General features: G+C 65.4%; 12 protein-coding genes. 8 read left to right on the forward strand and 4 right to left on the reverse strand.

The features are described from left to right. The first annotated feature begins 120 nt into the window (after positions 1–120). Positions 121–1,098: a hypothetical protein gene (locus tag SH602x_RS13890; protein WP_479472879.1), complete on the forward strand. Its 978-nt coding sequence runs from the start codon at positions 121–123 to the stop codon at positions 1,096–1,098. 207 nt (positions 1,099–1,305) lie between these two features. On the opposite strand, the gene SH602x_RS13895 is transcribed toward SH602x_RS13890, so the two are convergent. The 3 genes from SH602x_RS13895 to SH602x_RS13905 form a co-directional block, all read right to left on the reverse strand. Next, the gene (locus SH602x_RS13895) at positions 1,306–2,349 is read right to left on the reverse strand and encodes an N-acetyltransferase DgcN family protein (RefSeq protein WP_479472880.1); all 1,044 of its coding nucleotides are present in this window, start codon (positions 2,347–2,349) and stop codon (positions 1,306–1,308) included. A 72-nt stretch (positions 2,350–2,421) separates the two neighbouring features. Next, entirely contained in the window at positions 2,422–3,363 is a 942-nt protein-coding gene (locus tag SH602x_RS13900) for an Lnb N-terminal periplasmic domain-containing protein (RefSeq protein WP_479472881.1), read from the reverse strand. Positions 3,364–4,054: 691 nt separating this feature from the next. Further along, positions 4,055–4,807 (reverse strand): sugar phosphate isomerase/epimerase family protein, encoded by a 753-nt coding sequence (locus SH602x_RS13905; protein ID WP_479467813.1) that lies wholly within the window; start codon positions 4,805–4,807, stop codon positions 4,055–4,057. Between the two features lie 257 nt (positions 4,808–5,064). Here SH602x_RS13905 and sppA point away from each other — a divergent pair, with 257 nt between their 5' ends. Both sppA and SH602x_RS13915 read left to right on the forward strand, forming a co-directional pair. Beyond that, positions 5,065–6,144 (forward strand): signal peptide peptidase SppA, encoded by a 1,080-nt coding sequence (sppA, locus tag SH602x_RS13910; RefSeq protein WP_479472882.1) that lies wholly within the window; start codon positions 5,065–5,067, stop codon positions 6,142–6,144. Positions 6,145–6,193: 49 nt separating this feature from the next. Continuing rightward, the gene (locus SH602x_RS13915; RefSeq protein ID WP_479472883.1) at positions 6,194–6,547 is read left to right on the forward strand and encodes a hypothetical protein; all 354 of its coding nucleotides are present in this window, start codon (positions 6,194–6,196) and stop codon (positions 6,545–6,547) included. 280 nt (positions 6,548–6,827) lie between these two features. Here the strand turns inward: SH602x_RS13915 and SH602x_RS13920 are convergent, their stop codons facing one another. Then, complete coding sequence (locus SH602x_RS13920; RefSeq protein ID WP_479467810.1) at positions 6,828–7,190, reverse strand: STAS domain-containing protein; 363 nt, start codon at positions 7,188–7,190, stop codon at positions 6,828–6,830. Between the two features lie 275 nt (positions 7,191–7,465). Between SH602x_RS13920 and SH602x_RS13925 the strand changes: the two genes are divergently transcribed. The 5 genes from SH602x_RS13925 (at position 7,466) to SH602x_RS13945 (ending at position 13,392) form a co-directional block, all read left to right on the forward strand. Continuing rightward, positions 7,466–8,596: a hypothetical protein gene (locus SH602x_RS13925; RefSeq protein ID WP_479472884.1), complete on the forward strand. Its 1,131-nt coding sequence runs from the start codon at positions 7,466–7,468 to the stop codon at positions 8,594–8,596. A gap of 94 nt (positions 8,597–8,690) precedes the next feature. After that, positions 8,691–9,704, forward strand: a complete 1,014-nt coding sequence (locus SH602x_RS13930; RefSeq protein ID WP_479472885.1) for a glycosyltransferase family 2 protein — start codon at positions 8,691–8,693, stop codon at positions 9,702–9,704. A gap of 140 nt (positions 9,705–9,844) precedes the next feature. After that, a complete protein-coding gene (locus SH602x_RS13935; RefSeq protein WP_479472886.1) occupies positions 9,845–11,008 on the forward strand; it encodes an AI-2E family transporter in 1,164 nt (387 codons plus the stop codon). Further along, entirely contained in the window at positions 11,005–12,606 is a 1,602-nt protein-coding gene (locus SH602x_RS13940) for an alpha-amylase family glycosyl hydrolase (RefSeq protein ID WP_479472887.1), read from the forward strand. The genes SH602x_RS13935 and SH602x_RS13940 overlap by 4 nt, the downstream gene beginning before the upstream one ends. Before the next feature lie 120 nt (positions 12,607–12,726). After that, on the forward strand, positions 12,727–13,392 hold the full coding sequence (locus tag SH602x_RS13945; RefSeq protein WP_479472888.1) for a hypothetical protein: 666 nt from the start codon (positions 12,727–12,729) through the stop codon (positions 13,390–13,392). The last annotated feature ends 35 nt before the right edge of the window (positions 13,393–13,427 follow it).

A 13,427-nucleotide genomic window follows, 5' to 3' on the forward strand; every position in this document is an offset into this window, starting at 1 on the left:
TCCGGCTTCGGAAATCGGACGAAAGCTGCCTCGGGACCGAACCTTCGAGCGCCCGATCCGTTCCAAGTACATCGGTAGACGTAACTTTCACGTTTCTCGCGCCGTTCCGGATCCGTTTCTATGCTGCCTGAAGCTGCCTGCCTCTTCGTCGCGGACCGTCGAAACGTGCGGGCGTTCGTCGCCCCGGAATCGGCTTCCTCGATCTTGAGACTGGCTTTCTGGGACTGGCAGGGAACGCTGGACGCGACGAACGGCTTGACGGAGATCGACGCCGACGTCGCGCTCGCCCAGTCGTGGGACGCCGCCGCCGTGATCGAGCCGGCCCGTCAGCGGGCGGGACTCTTCGCGTGGGGAGAGTTCGGCGAAAGTCGCGCGTTGCAGAACGCCTATTGCTCCCTGTTCGACGCCCGGCATCCCGAATGGAACGTGCGATGGCTCGCCCGCGGGATGGAGGACGTCCGCGGATCGCTCGGCGCAACCGAACGCCTGACCGACGAAGTCTGCCTGCTCGAACATCCGTCGTGGAATCTGCTGGCGCCCGACGATGAGGATCCGTACTGGAACGATTGCTGGGTGACGCTTCGCGACGGAGTGGGACAGATCCGGCACCTGACGCTCTCCTCGCTCAACGGCGGCGCGGCCCTTCTCCGCCCGCAGCACCTCCCCCTGATGCGACGTTTCTCCGAGTCGATGCCCCAGGAAGAGGCGATCCGCAGCGGCGCCTGGATCGACCTCACGACGCAGGAGATTCTGTTGTGGGACGTGCAGCCGCAGGGCTATCTGGAAGACCATCTGCGACCCTTCTGGCACGGCTGGCAGGTCGAGCGGCAGATGGACGGCTGGCGCCTGCAGGCGGAACTGGCGGGACAACGCGTTCCGAAGCGACGACTCGAACGGGATGACGTGGAACTCGCGGCGGAATTGCTCGCCGCTCCGGCGCTCGGCGAAGCGACGCCAGCCGCTTTACGAGCCGCAGTCGGCGCCTCGCCGCGAAACTCCGCCGACGTCTCTTCGCGGTGGAACTCCTGGAGCGCTTCAGTCGCTCCCGACCTGAAAGCGCTCCCCTCGGTCGTCTCGACCGCTCTCTCGCGACGCTAACGCCTGTCGCACGCTCCCGCAACGCTGCGGTCGAGCGAGTCTCAACCAAAAACATTCGCCAAGTTCGGCTCTCGTCGGGCGGCGCTGGCTCTGCCAGTGTTTTCCCTTGGAAGAGTCGACCATGATCGGTAGCTAGATCCGGCTTCGACACTGGCAGAGCCAGCGCCACCCGAAGGAGCGGATGTCGTCCCTCCAATAATGAACCATTCAGACGTTCAACTTCCTTAACCGGTCGAACGTCTGCACGATGTCGGCCAGCATGCCGGGCCCGTCGCGAATCACGTCGGAGACGGGCAGATCCAGTTGGTCCGTCACGCGACGCTTCTCCTCTTCCGCTTCATGCTCGGATAGGTAGCGACCGTTCATCGCGACGGCGATCACGGGGCAGGGCTCGAACACGCCGCCCAGCGATTCGTTTAACTCGCGAATCATCGCGAGGGGCGGCATCGGCAGATCGGGGAAGCCGCCGATATGCGATCGGCCCGCCTCGTAGCAGAGGATCAGGCCGTGCGGCGACGATCCATGCAGCAGGCCGAGCGTCACGCCCGAGTACGAGGGATGGACCAGGCTGCCCTGGCCCTCGATCAGCAGGATGCGACGTTCCTGCTTGCGGAGAATGAGTTGTTCGATCGCGCCGGCGATGAAGTCCGCGCCGACCGCGTCGACCGGCACGCCGTCGCCGGCCAGCAGGATGCCGGTCTGCCCGGTCGCGAGGAAGTCGGCCTCCTTCCCCCGGCGGACCAGTTCCTGGGCGACCTCCAGCGCGACGACCATCTTGCCGACGTTGCAGTCGTGGCCGACGGTCAGGATGCGCAGGCCGTCTTCCCGCAGGCCCTGCCGCCGGGCGACGTCGCGGGCGTTCGACTTCCGCAGGTCGGAGATCGTCGCGCCGCTGCTCTTCGCGGCGGCGGAGAACTCAGGATCGTCGCCGAGGAACTCGTGCAGGCCGCTGATGACGTCCAGGCCGCGACGAAGGGCTTCGAGAATCGTCGCTCGCCACGCGGCAGGAACTTTGCCGCCCGGAGGAGCGATCCCGATCAGGAGGCCCGTCGCCTCCTTCGCCTCGGCCAGGGTGGCGACCACGGGAATGCTGCCGCCGATGCCGAACAGATCGTGCGAAGTCTTTCCCGCCTGGGTCGAATCGAGGATGCAGGAAACCTCGTCGGGGCGATAGCGGATCAGGTTATTGGCGGTCTTCGCCCGGCGGGGTTCGGAGAAGCCTTCCGTCAACAGTACGAGCTTGCGAGACATGGGCGGGGTCGAGGGAGCGAACGGCGCTTGCTGCCGACAGTCAGCGACTGACGGGATTCGAACCCGATCAGTTTAAGGTTCTGACGCGATCGGGGGAGCAGCCTCCAGCCCCGACAGATCGACCGACAGCCCGGGCGACGCCAGCGCAGCGGGCGGCAGCGCGGACGCGGCAGGCGGAAGCGACGCGGCGGCGGCTGGAAGCGAGAGCGCCGCCGGGGGAAGCGACATCGCGGGAACGGTCGTCCGGGCGCGAATCTTCTGCGAGAAGTCGGGCGCCTCGCGGTACTGATCGGCGAGGTCGTTGATCCGCGCCCGGCGCTTGGTCTCCACGAACGGGAGCGTCCGATCGATCAGACCCATATCGTAGGCGTACTGATCGGCCAGGCCGGGGAGCATTACCCGCACGTCCGCCGGCGCCCGGCCTGCGGCCAAACGATTGATGTGGTCGACGATGTTCGTGGTGCAGTTGTTCGTGATCGTGTCGTAGAACTCGGGCTGCCGGGCCAGGCCGTTCACGCGGGCCAGCATGTCCTTGAGCATAGCCTGAGACTGCGCAGGCGAAGCGGTCGAACGATAGAGATAGACGTCGACCTTGCGATGGGCCGTCCGCAATAGCACGACGTCGCGCTCGTCCGCCACCACGTAGGTGATCTCGAACTGCCGCATCGCGCCCAGGAGCGGGTCGTACTGCGCTCCTTCCTCCAGGCGGACCTCGACTGAGATGGCGAGGTAGGTGCCGTCCGCGAGGCCGAAGCTGAGCATCGTGTGGGCGAGAATCTCCGCGCCGGTGAAGGGGACGACGAAGAAGTCGACCGTGCGAACGTCGGAAAGACGGAACGTTCGGTCGTAGTGGCGCAGGATGAAGTCTTCGTCCGTCACCCACAGGCAGTTTCGGACGTTCTTGATCTGCACCACGTCGTCGGCGAGCGTCGCCTCGGGCAACGTCGCGAACTCGGCTTTCCAGTTGCGGTAGTTCGACGGCGCGGTCTTCGTCGGAATCGAAGAGCCGTTCATCGCCGCACACCCCGATCCGGCAGTCAGAACGAAGATCCCCGCGCACGCGACGACGACGGCGCGTAAAGCGCCGGTCCGCGTCGATCGGCCTCGCGTCGGATCGTCCATCGTCTCTCGCCGGAGCGCCGGTGCAGGCGCGAAGGTTCCGCGGCGGAATCGATAGCGAAACCAGGCGAAAGGGGCAAGAGCGACCGCCGTTTCCGCGAGGGCCAGCCGTGGCCCGGACTGCCGGGTGGCCGCGATTGCTTCGCAATCGGGGCGGCGTCAGCCGCAAGAGGAATGCGGCCGGACGTCGCTTACGTCACGTTCACTTGATCGTCGGTCGGTTCCTCTTGTCGCCTTCGGCGACCCCGATTGCGAAGCAATCGCGGCCACCCGGAGAAGGCTCGCCCGCCGCAAGGTGCGCTCGCGGACAGGTCGAATGGAAACGCGTCTACTCAAATCAGTTCAGGGTCACGATCTCGCTTGGGTGTACGAAAAAGGCCGACGTCGGCTGGCGGGGGCGCGCGGTCGTCGTGGGCCTGTCACGAGTCGAGGAGCCTAGGATTTCGACTGCGACGCCTGGGCCGGCGCTTATCCCCGCCAGATGAACGATAGGCGCTGTCCACCTGAGAAGGCGACACTTTTCTTTACGCCGCCGATGCGACGTCATCGCCCGCCAGATACTTCAGCTACTGCCGCGAAGCGATCGCTACAGAATCAGGCTCTCCAGCAGCAGACGCATCTTGCGCATCTCGCTGGAGAAGTCGATGTCGGGAAGCTGCTGCATGTGGACGACCAGCGCCCGGTCGTAGTGGACCTTCTCCAGAAGCTGGATGATCCGCCCGAAGTCGGCCTCGCCCTGTCCGACGAGCACCTGCAACTGCGAGGGACTGGTATCCCGCAGGTGGACGGAGTGGACGTACTTCATCAGCTTGTCGTAGTTCCGTCCGGCGAACGGTCCGCAGATGTAATGGCTGGGATCGAGGGTCAGGCCGAGCCCGGGCGCGTTGTCGCAGAGAACGGTCACCGTGTCGGGGTCTTCCGACAGGCAGCCGGCCATCGTCTTGATGGAGACGCGGACGCCTTCGTTCTGGGCGATGCCGACCAGCTTGCGAAGGCGTTCGACCTCCTCATTGAAGGGGGTGCCGCGCTCGGACGATTCGACGATGACGTTGACGACCTTCGTCCCCTTGGCCAGCTTGCAGCAGGCTTCGAAATGGTCGAAGTAGGTCGGGTCGGCGGGGTCGAAGATGATTTCGTACCCGACGACGTCCATCCGCAGCGTCGACTGGCAGATCGCGATCGAGTGGTGAACGTCCGCCAGAACTTCGGAAGGCTTGAGATGGCCTCCCTGCTCGTTGAGCTGGATCTCGACGCGCGAGTATTCCAGGTCGTTGAGCCGCTCCAGGACCTGGTGCAGCGTCAATTCGGGGAAACAGGCTGTCGAAGCGGCGACCAGCACGGGGCAGACTCCTTCGCGATACGTCCCGAATCCGTCGTTCGGCGAAGGTGAATCTTCGTGATTCCCCTCCGACTCGGCAATACCCCGGCGACCCGTACGTTCGACGCCCCGGCGCTCCCCAAAGCCGACGCCCCGGCGACCGGCTGATTCGTACCGTCGCGAGTCGTTGCCGCCGGAGCCCCGCCCCGACAGAATGAGGCGGCGCCTCCTTGCTCGCCGAAGCTCCCCCCTTCCTCCTGTGAACGACGGACCGTCCGATGGCGACCGATAGAACTCCCGCCGTGCCCGAAGCGGCCGAACGTGCCGCCTCGCTTCCGCCGCGGGTCGAGGTGGTGATCCGCCGCTCGCGGTTTTCCCTCTTCGCCGGCTGGACGGGCTGGCTGCTCGCCCTGGGACTGGCGATCGGTCTCTTGTCGCTCTGGACGGCGACGAAGGATTATTTCGACACGACCGAGGGGATCGCGGAGAAGCACTTTTCCGGCGACGAGGACGCGGACGACAAGATCGCCATCATCTCGCTCGACGGCGTCATCATGGGGGGCGACGGTCACGTCAAACGGCAGATCGACCGCGTTCGCGAGGACGAAAACGTCAAGGCGATCGTTCTGCGGATCGACTCGCCCGGCGGCACCGTGACGGGGAGCGATTACCTGTTCCATCACCTCCGGCGGCTGCGCGATGAGCGGAAGCTGCCCGTCGTGGTCAGCATGGGCGGCATGGCGACCAGCGGCGGCTACTACGTCGCGATGGCGGTCGGATCGGTCGAGCGGACGATCTTCGCCGAACCGACCACCACCACGGGCAGCATCGGCGTGATCGTGCCGCATTACGACGTCAGCGGCCTGCTCGCGGAACACAAGATCAAGGACGACTCGGTCGCGACGCACCCGCGAAAGCAGATGCTCAGCATGACGCGGCCCATGAGCGAAGAGGACCGCAAGCTGGTCGAAAGCTACATCGGCGACTCGTTCGATCGCTTCAAGGCGATCGTTCGCGAGGGGCGGCCCGCGTATCAGAAGGATCCGCAGAAGCTCGACGAACTGGCGACCGGCCAGATCTTCACGGCCACACAGGCCAAGGCGAACGGCCTGGTCGACGAAATCGGCTTCGTGGAGGAGGCGATCGAGCGTGCGGCGGAACTCGCGAAGCTGCCGGCGAATCTGGAGGACGTCCGCGTCGTCGAGTACGAGCGTCCCTTCAACCTCGGGAGCGAACTGGGACTGTCGCAGAGCCGCTCCGCCGATCCGCTTTCGGCGATGCTCGACCTCTCGGCGCCCCGGGCGTACTACCTGACGAGCACGCTGCCGCACCTGGCCGCGACGCGAAGGGCGGATTGAAGCAGACTGTCTTCCGACCCAGTTCTATCTCGAGCAAGAGAATCGACGCGTGACCGAATCCTCTCCTGTCGTCTGGCTGATTTCGGACGATCTGTTTTTCCTGCCGACCGTCGAAGGGCACGCGCAGCGAGCGGGCCTGCGGTGCGAACTGGTCTCGCGCCTGGAGGAGAAGGCGTTGCCCGAGAATTTCCGCGGGGCGCTGATCGACCTGCAGTCGCCCGTCGATTGGAAGCCGTTCGTGGCGAAGACCCTTGCCGAGCGGCCGGGCGTCAAGTTCGTCGCCTTCGGTCCGCACGTCGCGGCGCAGCTCCTGCAGGATGCCGCCGCTGCCGGTTGCTCCGCCGTGGTGACGAAGGGCCAGCTTCACCGCGACGGCACGGCGCTGCTGGCGAGCTTCGCCTAGCAAGAGAGATCGCGAAATGACGTTACGCGGGTGGCCCCGATTGCTCGTCAATCGGGGCGGCGCAGCCGCAAGAGGAAGGCGGCCGGCTTCCTGACTAGTGCGCTGCGGTCGGATCTCGCGTCGATTCCTCTCGTCGCCTTCGGCGACCCCGATAGCGGAGCTATCGGGGCCACCGGGGAGTCAGGGTCCGTCGCAAACGAACGCAGGCGACTCGCCTGAGGGGCGCGTCGCCTGAGACGACTTCCTGATCGATCGTGCCGCCGTAGCGGGCAGCCTTCGCTCAGCCGAACCAGCCCTTCTTTTCGAAGGAGGCGAGCGCCTTCGGTTCGTCCTTGTAAAGCTCGAGGGCCTTGTGCAGCCGCATCAGCTTGAAGACCTCCATCACGTTGTCGGAGATCGCGCAGAGCTTGAGCTTGATGTCGTCGCCGCACTTCTTCTTGAGCTGGATGATCTTGCCGATCATCGCCGAAGACATGAAGGAGACGTTCTCGAAGTTCAGGAGCAGCTTGCCGTTGGGCACCACGCCGGCGATTTCGATCAGCTCCTTGCCGATCTGCTGGATCTTGGCTTCGTCCAGGATCTTGTTGTCGGCAAACTTGACGACAAGCACTTCGCCTTTCATTTCGCGGGTGAGGGACGACACGCTACGGCGCTCCTGTCGAAGGCGGGAATCTGAGGTCGGCGCCAGTATAACAGCGGAAACGGGCGAGAATAGAGGCGCAGAACCCGCACAAGCGAATGGACTTCGGCGCAGCGATCGATAGCGTCCGATCGAACCGAAAGCGCCGGATTTAGGGCGGAACGGGGCGCGTCCGCCGCGCGGGGGCGCTGGTTTCCGCGGAGTCCCGTGGATCCAATAGGCCCGCCTCTCCCCCCTCGTTTCACGCTCGTTTCGCCCCCTTTCCGCGAGTCTGCCGCGTGGATTCGTCAGCGTCGCCGAAAGCCGGACTGCCGTGGAAGGGGATCGCGAAGTGGGCTTTTCGGCTGGTCGTGCTGACCGTCGTCGCCCTCTTCGGCTGGCGGGCGTTCGAGAAGGCGCAGTCCGACTTCGCAGCCCAGCAGGCCCAGCTGCAACAGGAGATCGCGAAGCTCGACGCCCAATCGGAGGCGCCCGGGCTCTCGCCGGAACAGCGCCGTTCGTTGGACGCTCAGGTCGCCGCGCTCGAGGCCCAGCGTTTCGGTCTCGACCGCATTAACTACGGCTGGATGTTCGCGTCGGCGGGACTGTTCGTGCTGGGCATGTCGCCCGCGTGGCTCGTCTGGCGGCAGTCGCTGCGCGAGATGGGCGAGCCGGCGCCGATCTATCCGACGCTTCGCGCTTACTACGTCAGCCAGGTCGGGAAGTACGTTCCCGGCAAGGCGCTGGTGGTGGTGCTGCGCGCGGCGCTGATCCGTCCGTTCGGCGTGGGCATCGTTCCGTCGGTGATCGCCAGCTTCGTCGAAACGCTGGGCCTGATGGCGGCGGGCGCCGCTTGGGCGGGGGCGCTGATCCTGCTCATCGCGCCGGGAAACTGGCCGCTCGCGCTCCTCGCGGTCGGGCTGATGCTCGGGACGGGCGTTCCGACGCTCCCCCCCATCTTCCGGCGGATCGTCGGTTTTCTGCTGCGCGCACGACCGGAGGCGGAAACGGCGCCCTATCTCGCGGGGATCGACTACCGCCTGATGGCGACCAGTTGGCTGTCGTTCACGGTGACCTGGTTCGCGCTCGGGGCGAGCATGGGGGCGCTGCTGCTCGCATTTCCTGGTTCGCCTGCGACGCTGGGCGAGGTCGCTCGCCTGATGCCGTTGCTCGTCGCGACGACGGCGCTCGCTCTGGTCGCCGGCTTTCTGTCGCTCCTTCCGGGAGGAGCGCTCGTGCGGGAACTGATCGTGATCGCGCTGCTCGGTTCGGCGATCGGAGAGTTCAAGGCCGTCTGCGTCGCGATCGCCATGCGGATCGTCTGGCTCGCGACGGAGTTTTTCGTCGCAGGCGCGCTCTACGCGATACCTTTGGGAAGACCGGCGCGAGCCGCTGCGACGTCAGAGCTTCCCGATCCGACTCCGTCGTGAGCGACGCCGTTCGATCCAGGCTCCGCTTAAGATAGGGGGGTCGAAGCGCCGACCCGCGCCGTTCGTCCTTCCGTCTTGAAAGTCTGGTCATCGGATGCAGCGTCTGAGCTTCGTCATCCCCTGCTACAACGAGTCCGAGTCGCTGCCGCAGTTGCACGAGGAGTTGCATCGCGTCTGCGCGGCGAACGGCTACGTTGCGCAGATCGTCTTCGTCGACGACGGTTCGACCGACGCCTCGTGGGAGACGATCTGTCGGCTGGCCGAGTCGGATAAGGAGATCGAGGCGATCCGCTTCCGCCGGAATTTCGGCAAGGCGGCGGCGCTTGACGCGGGATTCGCCGCCGCGACGGGCGAGATCGTCTTCACGCTCGACGCCGATCTGCAGGACGATCCGAAGGAGATCCCCCGGTTTCTCGCGAAGCTGGACGAGGGATTCGAGGTCGTCAGCGGCTGGAAGCAGACGCGCCACGATCCTTGGCACAAGGTGATTCCGTCGCGGTTCTTCAACGCGCTCGTCAGCGGCCTGACCGGCGTGACGCTGCACGATCACAACTGCGGCTTCAAGTGCTACCGCCGGGAGATCTTCGACGAGGTGCAGCTTTACGGCGAACTGCATCGCTTCGTACCCGTGCTCGCCGCCGCGCGGGGCTGGAAGGTGAGCGAGATCGTCGTCGAACATCGCGCGCGGCAGTTCGGGCGATCGAAGTACGGCGTCCGTCGTTTCGTGAAGGGCTTTCTGGATCTGCTGACGGTTTACATGCTGACCAGCTTCAATCAGCGACCGCAGCATCTGCTCGGGACGATCGGGCTGATCGCGTTTCTGCTGGGGGGGCTCGCGTCGTTCCTGCTGGCCCTGACCTGGGTCGTGAACACGCTGTTCGATCTGGGGTGGGAACCGCTGCATCAGCGCCCCGCGGTGATCTACTCGATCGGGCTGATGCTGCTGGGGAGCCAGTTCCTGCTGGCCGGGTTTCTTGCCGAATTGATGACGGCGAACTTCCGCCGGGGGACCAGGCCCTACTCTGTGCGGGAACGTCTGGTGCGACCCGCCTCGGCGGTCGCGGCATCGTTGCCCGCCGAGATCCCCGGCGTCGAGTCGGGCGGCTGACGCGGGCCTGACCGTCGCCCTGTTCGCGAGCGGGTCGCGCGCAACAATCTCCTGCCCTCCCTCGGAAGAACCGGCGGTCGTAAAGGCGGCGACTCGCGCGGCCTGCCGCCTTAGATCCGTCGGGCGGCAGGGAGTCCGATATGACTTCGCCCGCCGATGCTGCGCGCGAGGATCTGAGACCGTTTCTGGTCCGAACGGTGATCGTCGTCGGCGTCGTGCTGTCCGCGATCGTTCTGGTCGGCGGTCTGATCCTGCTGGCGGACATCGCGCTTCTTACCTTCGGCGCGATCCTGGTCGCGACGACCCTTCGTCATGGCGGTGCGTGGGTCGCGCGGTGGACGCCGTTGTCGCCGTTCTGGGGCTTCGTCACGCTGACGGCGATGATCCTGCTGGCGGCGATGCTTCTGGGCGTTTTCGCCGGTCCCGCGATCGTCACGCAGGCGCAGGAGTTCGCCCCCGAGTTCATGGAGCAGGTGGGCCATCTCCGCGCGCGCGCGGAGCAGGTGCACTGGGCCCGGCCGATCGCTCAGAAGCTCGCGACCGGCGACATCGAAGCTTCGCGAATCCTCAGCGGCGGATTCGTGTCCAGCGCGATCGGGTCGCTCTTTTCGACCGCGAATGGCATCCTGATCGCGATTCTGGTGGTGTTCGGCGCCGGCGTCTTCATGGGCTTCGATCCGCAGGCCTACCGCGAACCGGTCGTCAGGCTCTTCCCGCCGAACCGCCGCGACCGCATTCGCGAGACGCTCGACGACACGGGGCAGGTCCTGGCCCGGTGGTTCGTGGGGCGACTGATGACGATGATCTTCAACGGCGGCGTTGTGGCGCTCACGCTGTGGTATCTCGGCGTTCCGATGCCCTGGCTGCTGGGACTGATCACCGGCATCTTCACGTTCGTTCCGATGCTCGGGTCCTGGCTGGCGATCGTCCCGGCGGTGATTTTCGCCGCGCCGCAGGGGATCGACGCGATGATCACGATCGTGGTGGCTTACACGATCACCCAGCAGATCGAAAACCTGGTCGTCGAGCCGCTGGTCATGCAGCAGGCGATCAAGATGCCGCCGGCGTACGTGCTGCTCTCGCAACTGGCGTTGGGAGCGCTGACAGGGGCGGCAGGCGTCGCGTTCGCGGTGCCGCTGCTCGCGGCAGTGACGGTGATCGTCCGGCGGCTGTACGTCGAGGACATCCTGGGCGAATCGCGCGCGGACGATGCGGATGAGAGAACGCCGGGCGGCGAACCCCGGCGATGGCACGACGAACGTTCCTCCGAAAGTTCAGCAGCGAAGGAAGCGGACGAAGCATGAAAGGCCCGGATGAATTCGCGTGGTGGCAGAAGCGGACGATGTACGAGGTCTACGTCCCTTCGTTCGCCGATTCGAACGACGACGGTTGGGGCGATCTCGACGGAGTCACGTCGAAGCTCGATTACCTGAAGGATCTGGGCGTCGGAATCCTCTGGCTGACGCCGTTCTTCCGGTCGCCCTTCGTCGACTGCGGCTACGACATTTCGGACTATCGCGACGTCGACCCGAAGTTCGGCACGCTCGCCTCGTTCGATCGTCTGCTGGCGGAGGCCCATCGCCGCGATCTGAAGCTGCTCATCGACCTTGTGCCCAATCACACGTCGGACCGGCACCCCTGGTTCCTGCAGTCACGATCCAGTCGTGACAACCCCTATCGCGACTGGTACTGGTGGCGCGACGCCAGGCCCGATGGCGGGCCGCCGAACAACTGGATCGATCGCTTCGGCGAGAGCGGCTGGACGTGGGACGAGACGACGGAGCAGTACTACCTGCGAAGCTTCACCCCCGAGCAGCCCGACCTGAACTGGCGGAATCCCGAGGTTCGCGAGGCCATGCTCGACAACCTGCGGTTCTGGCTCGACCGCGGAGTGGACGGCGTTCGCATCGACGCCCCGGCGTACATGGGCAAGGATCAGCATCTGCGGGACGATCCGCAGAATCCGAAGTACACGGAGGAGATGGAACCGAACACGAAGCAGACGCCGTACTACTCCCAGGACGGGAACTTCGTCTTCGATGTCCTAAAGGAAATGCGCGCGGTCGTCGACGAGTACGAAGGCGAGCGAATCCTCTATGCCGAGGGCTACGTCGAGGTCCCGCGGATCTACGACTACTGCCAGGCCGGCGTGCACCTGATGCTGAACGCCTTCCTGCAAAGGACGCCCTACGAGGCCGTGCCGCTGCGGCATCACGTCGACGCGATCGAGCGCTTCCTCGGGCTCGCCTGGCCCAACTGGGCGGCAGGAAATCATGACCTCCACCGACTGGCGTCGCGGATCGTCGAACGGGGACTGCGGATCGCCGCGCTGATCCAGATGACGCTGCGCGGCACGCCGACGATCTACTACGGCGACGAGATCGGCATGGAGGACGGCGACGTGCCTCATAAGGCGATGTACGATCCCTCAGGCATCAAGCGCCCTCGCTTCAGCCGGGATAACTACCGCGCTCCCATGCAATGGTCCGGCGAGAAGTACGCTGGCTTCTCGAATGAGAAGCCCTGGCTTCCCGTGGCGAAGAGTTATCGCAAAATCAACGTCGCCGCGCAGCAGAAGGATCCCGATTCGCTCCTCAGTTTTTACAAGCGACTGCTTGCGGTGCGGAATCAGGAGTCGGCGTTGCAGACGAGCCTCTATCGACCGATCGCCGCGCCCGACGATCTGTGGGTGTTTCAGCGGGAGATGGAAGGCGACCGCTTTCTGATCGCCGCGAACTTTCATCCGCGAAAGAAGCAGGCGTTCGACGTATCGAACTTCGTTCCCAACCCCGTCGGCGAGATCGTCCTCTCGACGCTCCGGCGAAACGAGGGCGAGCCGTTCGAGCGAACGCTGAAACTCGATCGCGAAGAGGGACTGCTCATCCGCCTGAAGCCGGCGTAGCGGCGGGCCGCCTGGATCGAGGGCGAAGCGGAATTCGCTTGAAGCGGGGGAGAGGCGGCGTTACCACCAGAGCGTCGCGGGCGAAGGCGCTCGCGATTCCCTCCTCCGCGGTCCTTCTCCATGGCTCGCTTCCGCCTGCATCGCCCGCACGCTCTGCGCATATTCGCCCGTATCTCGATGGCTGTCGCCGTCGGCTGCCTACTCTTCGCTGGCGCAGGGAAGCTGCGGGCGGACGATGCGGAGCTTGCCGCCTTTCGATCGCAGGTTCTCGCGCTGCTGGCAACGTTCGAAACTTCATCCGAATCGGAAGCGGTCGCGAAGGCCGTCGCTTCGGCGACGACGTTTCGCGACGTCGATGCCGCGGCCGCGCCGCTCACGCTGGCGACGATCGGCATCAATCCGGAGGCCCGGGTGAAGATTGCATCGGCCCACGATCGGATCGATCTGGTCGCCGGTCAGCCCCGGCGATTTCTCGTGCGGGTCGAGAACCTTGCCGGCGTCACGGCGCCGCTGCGCCTCCGCGGGCTCGATCTGGCGGCGTCGGACGCTGACGAAGCGACCTGGTGGCGGTTGCGGTTCGTCGATGCGCGATCGAACGCGACCCAGGCTTCGGCGCCGCTGGAAGGGTCGGTGGAAGAATACCTGGCCGTCGAGATCCTGATCGAAGAGTCGGGCGTTCGCGAAGTTCGGCTCGTCGCCGACGCGGGGCAGGGGACGCAGGATCTCGGCTTTCGTGCGACGGCGGACGTACAGGTACGAACCCGTTCCGCCGATCCGACGCCTTGAGGCTCGCACGCTCCGATCTCCTCGCTTTCGACCTT

The organism is Lignipirellula cremea, assembly GCF_056501455.1.

Bases quoted from the DNA above. Each gene is read 5' to 3' on its own strand.
- SH602x_RS13940 (WP_479472887.1), top strand. From the start codon at position 11,005: ATGAAAGGCCCGGATGAATTCGCGTGGTGGCAGAAGCGGACGATGTAC.
- sppA (WP_479472882.1), top strand. From the start codon at position 5,065: ATGGCGACCGATAGAACTCCCGCCGTGCCCGAAGCGGCCGAACGTGCC.
- SH602x_RS13935 (WP_479472886.1), top strand. From the start codon at position 9,845: ATGACTTCGCCCGCCGATGCTGCGCGCGAGGATCTGAGACCGTTTCTG.
- SH602x_RS13900 (WP_479472881.1), bottom strand. From the start codon at position 3,363: ATGAACGGCTCTTCGATTCCGACGAAGACCGCGCCGTCGAACTACCGC.
- SH602x_RS13890 (WP_479472879.1), top strand. From the start codon at position 121: ATGCTGCCTGAAGCTGCCTGCCTCTTCGTCGCGGACCGTCGAAACGTG.
- SH602x_RS13930 (WP_479472885.1), top strand. From the start codon at position 8,691: ATGCAGCGTCTGAGCTTCGTCATCCCCTGCTACAACGAGTCCGAGTCG.
- SH602x_RS13945 (WP_479472888.1), top strand. From the start codon at position 12,727: ATGGCTCGCTTCCGCCTGCATCGCCCGCACGCTCTGCGCATATTCGCC.
- SH602x_RS13895 (WP_479472880.1), bottom strand. From the start codon at position 2,349: ATGTCTCGCAAGCTCGTACTGTTGACGGAAGGCTTCTCCGAACCCCGC.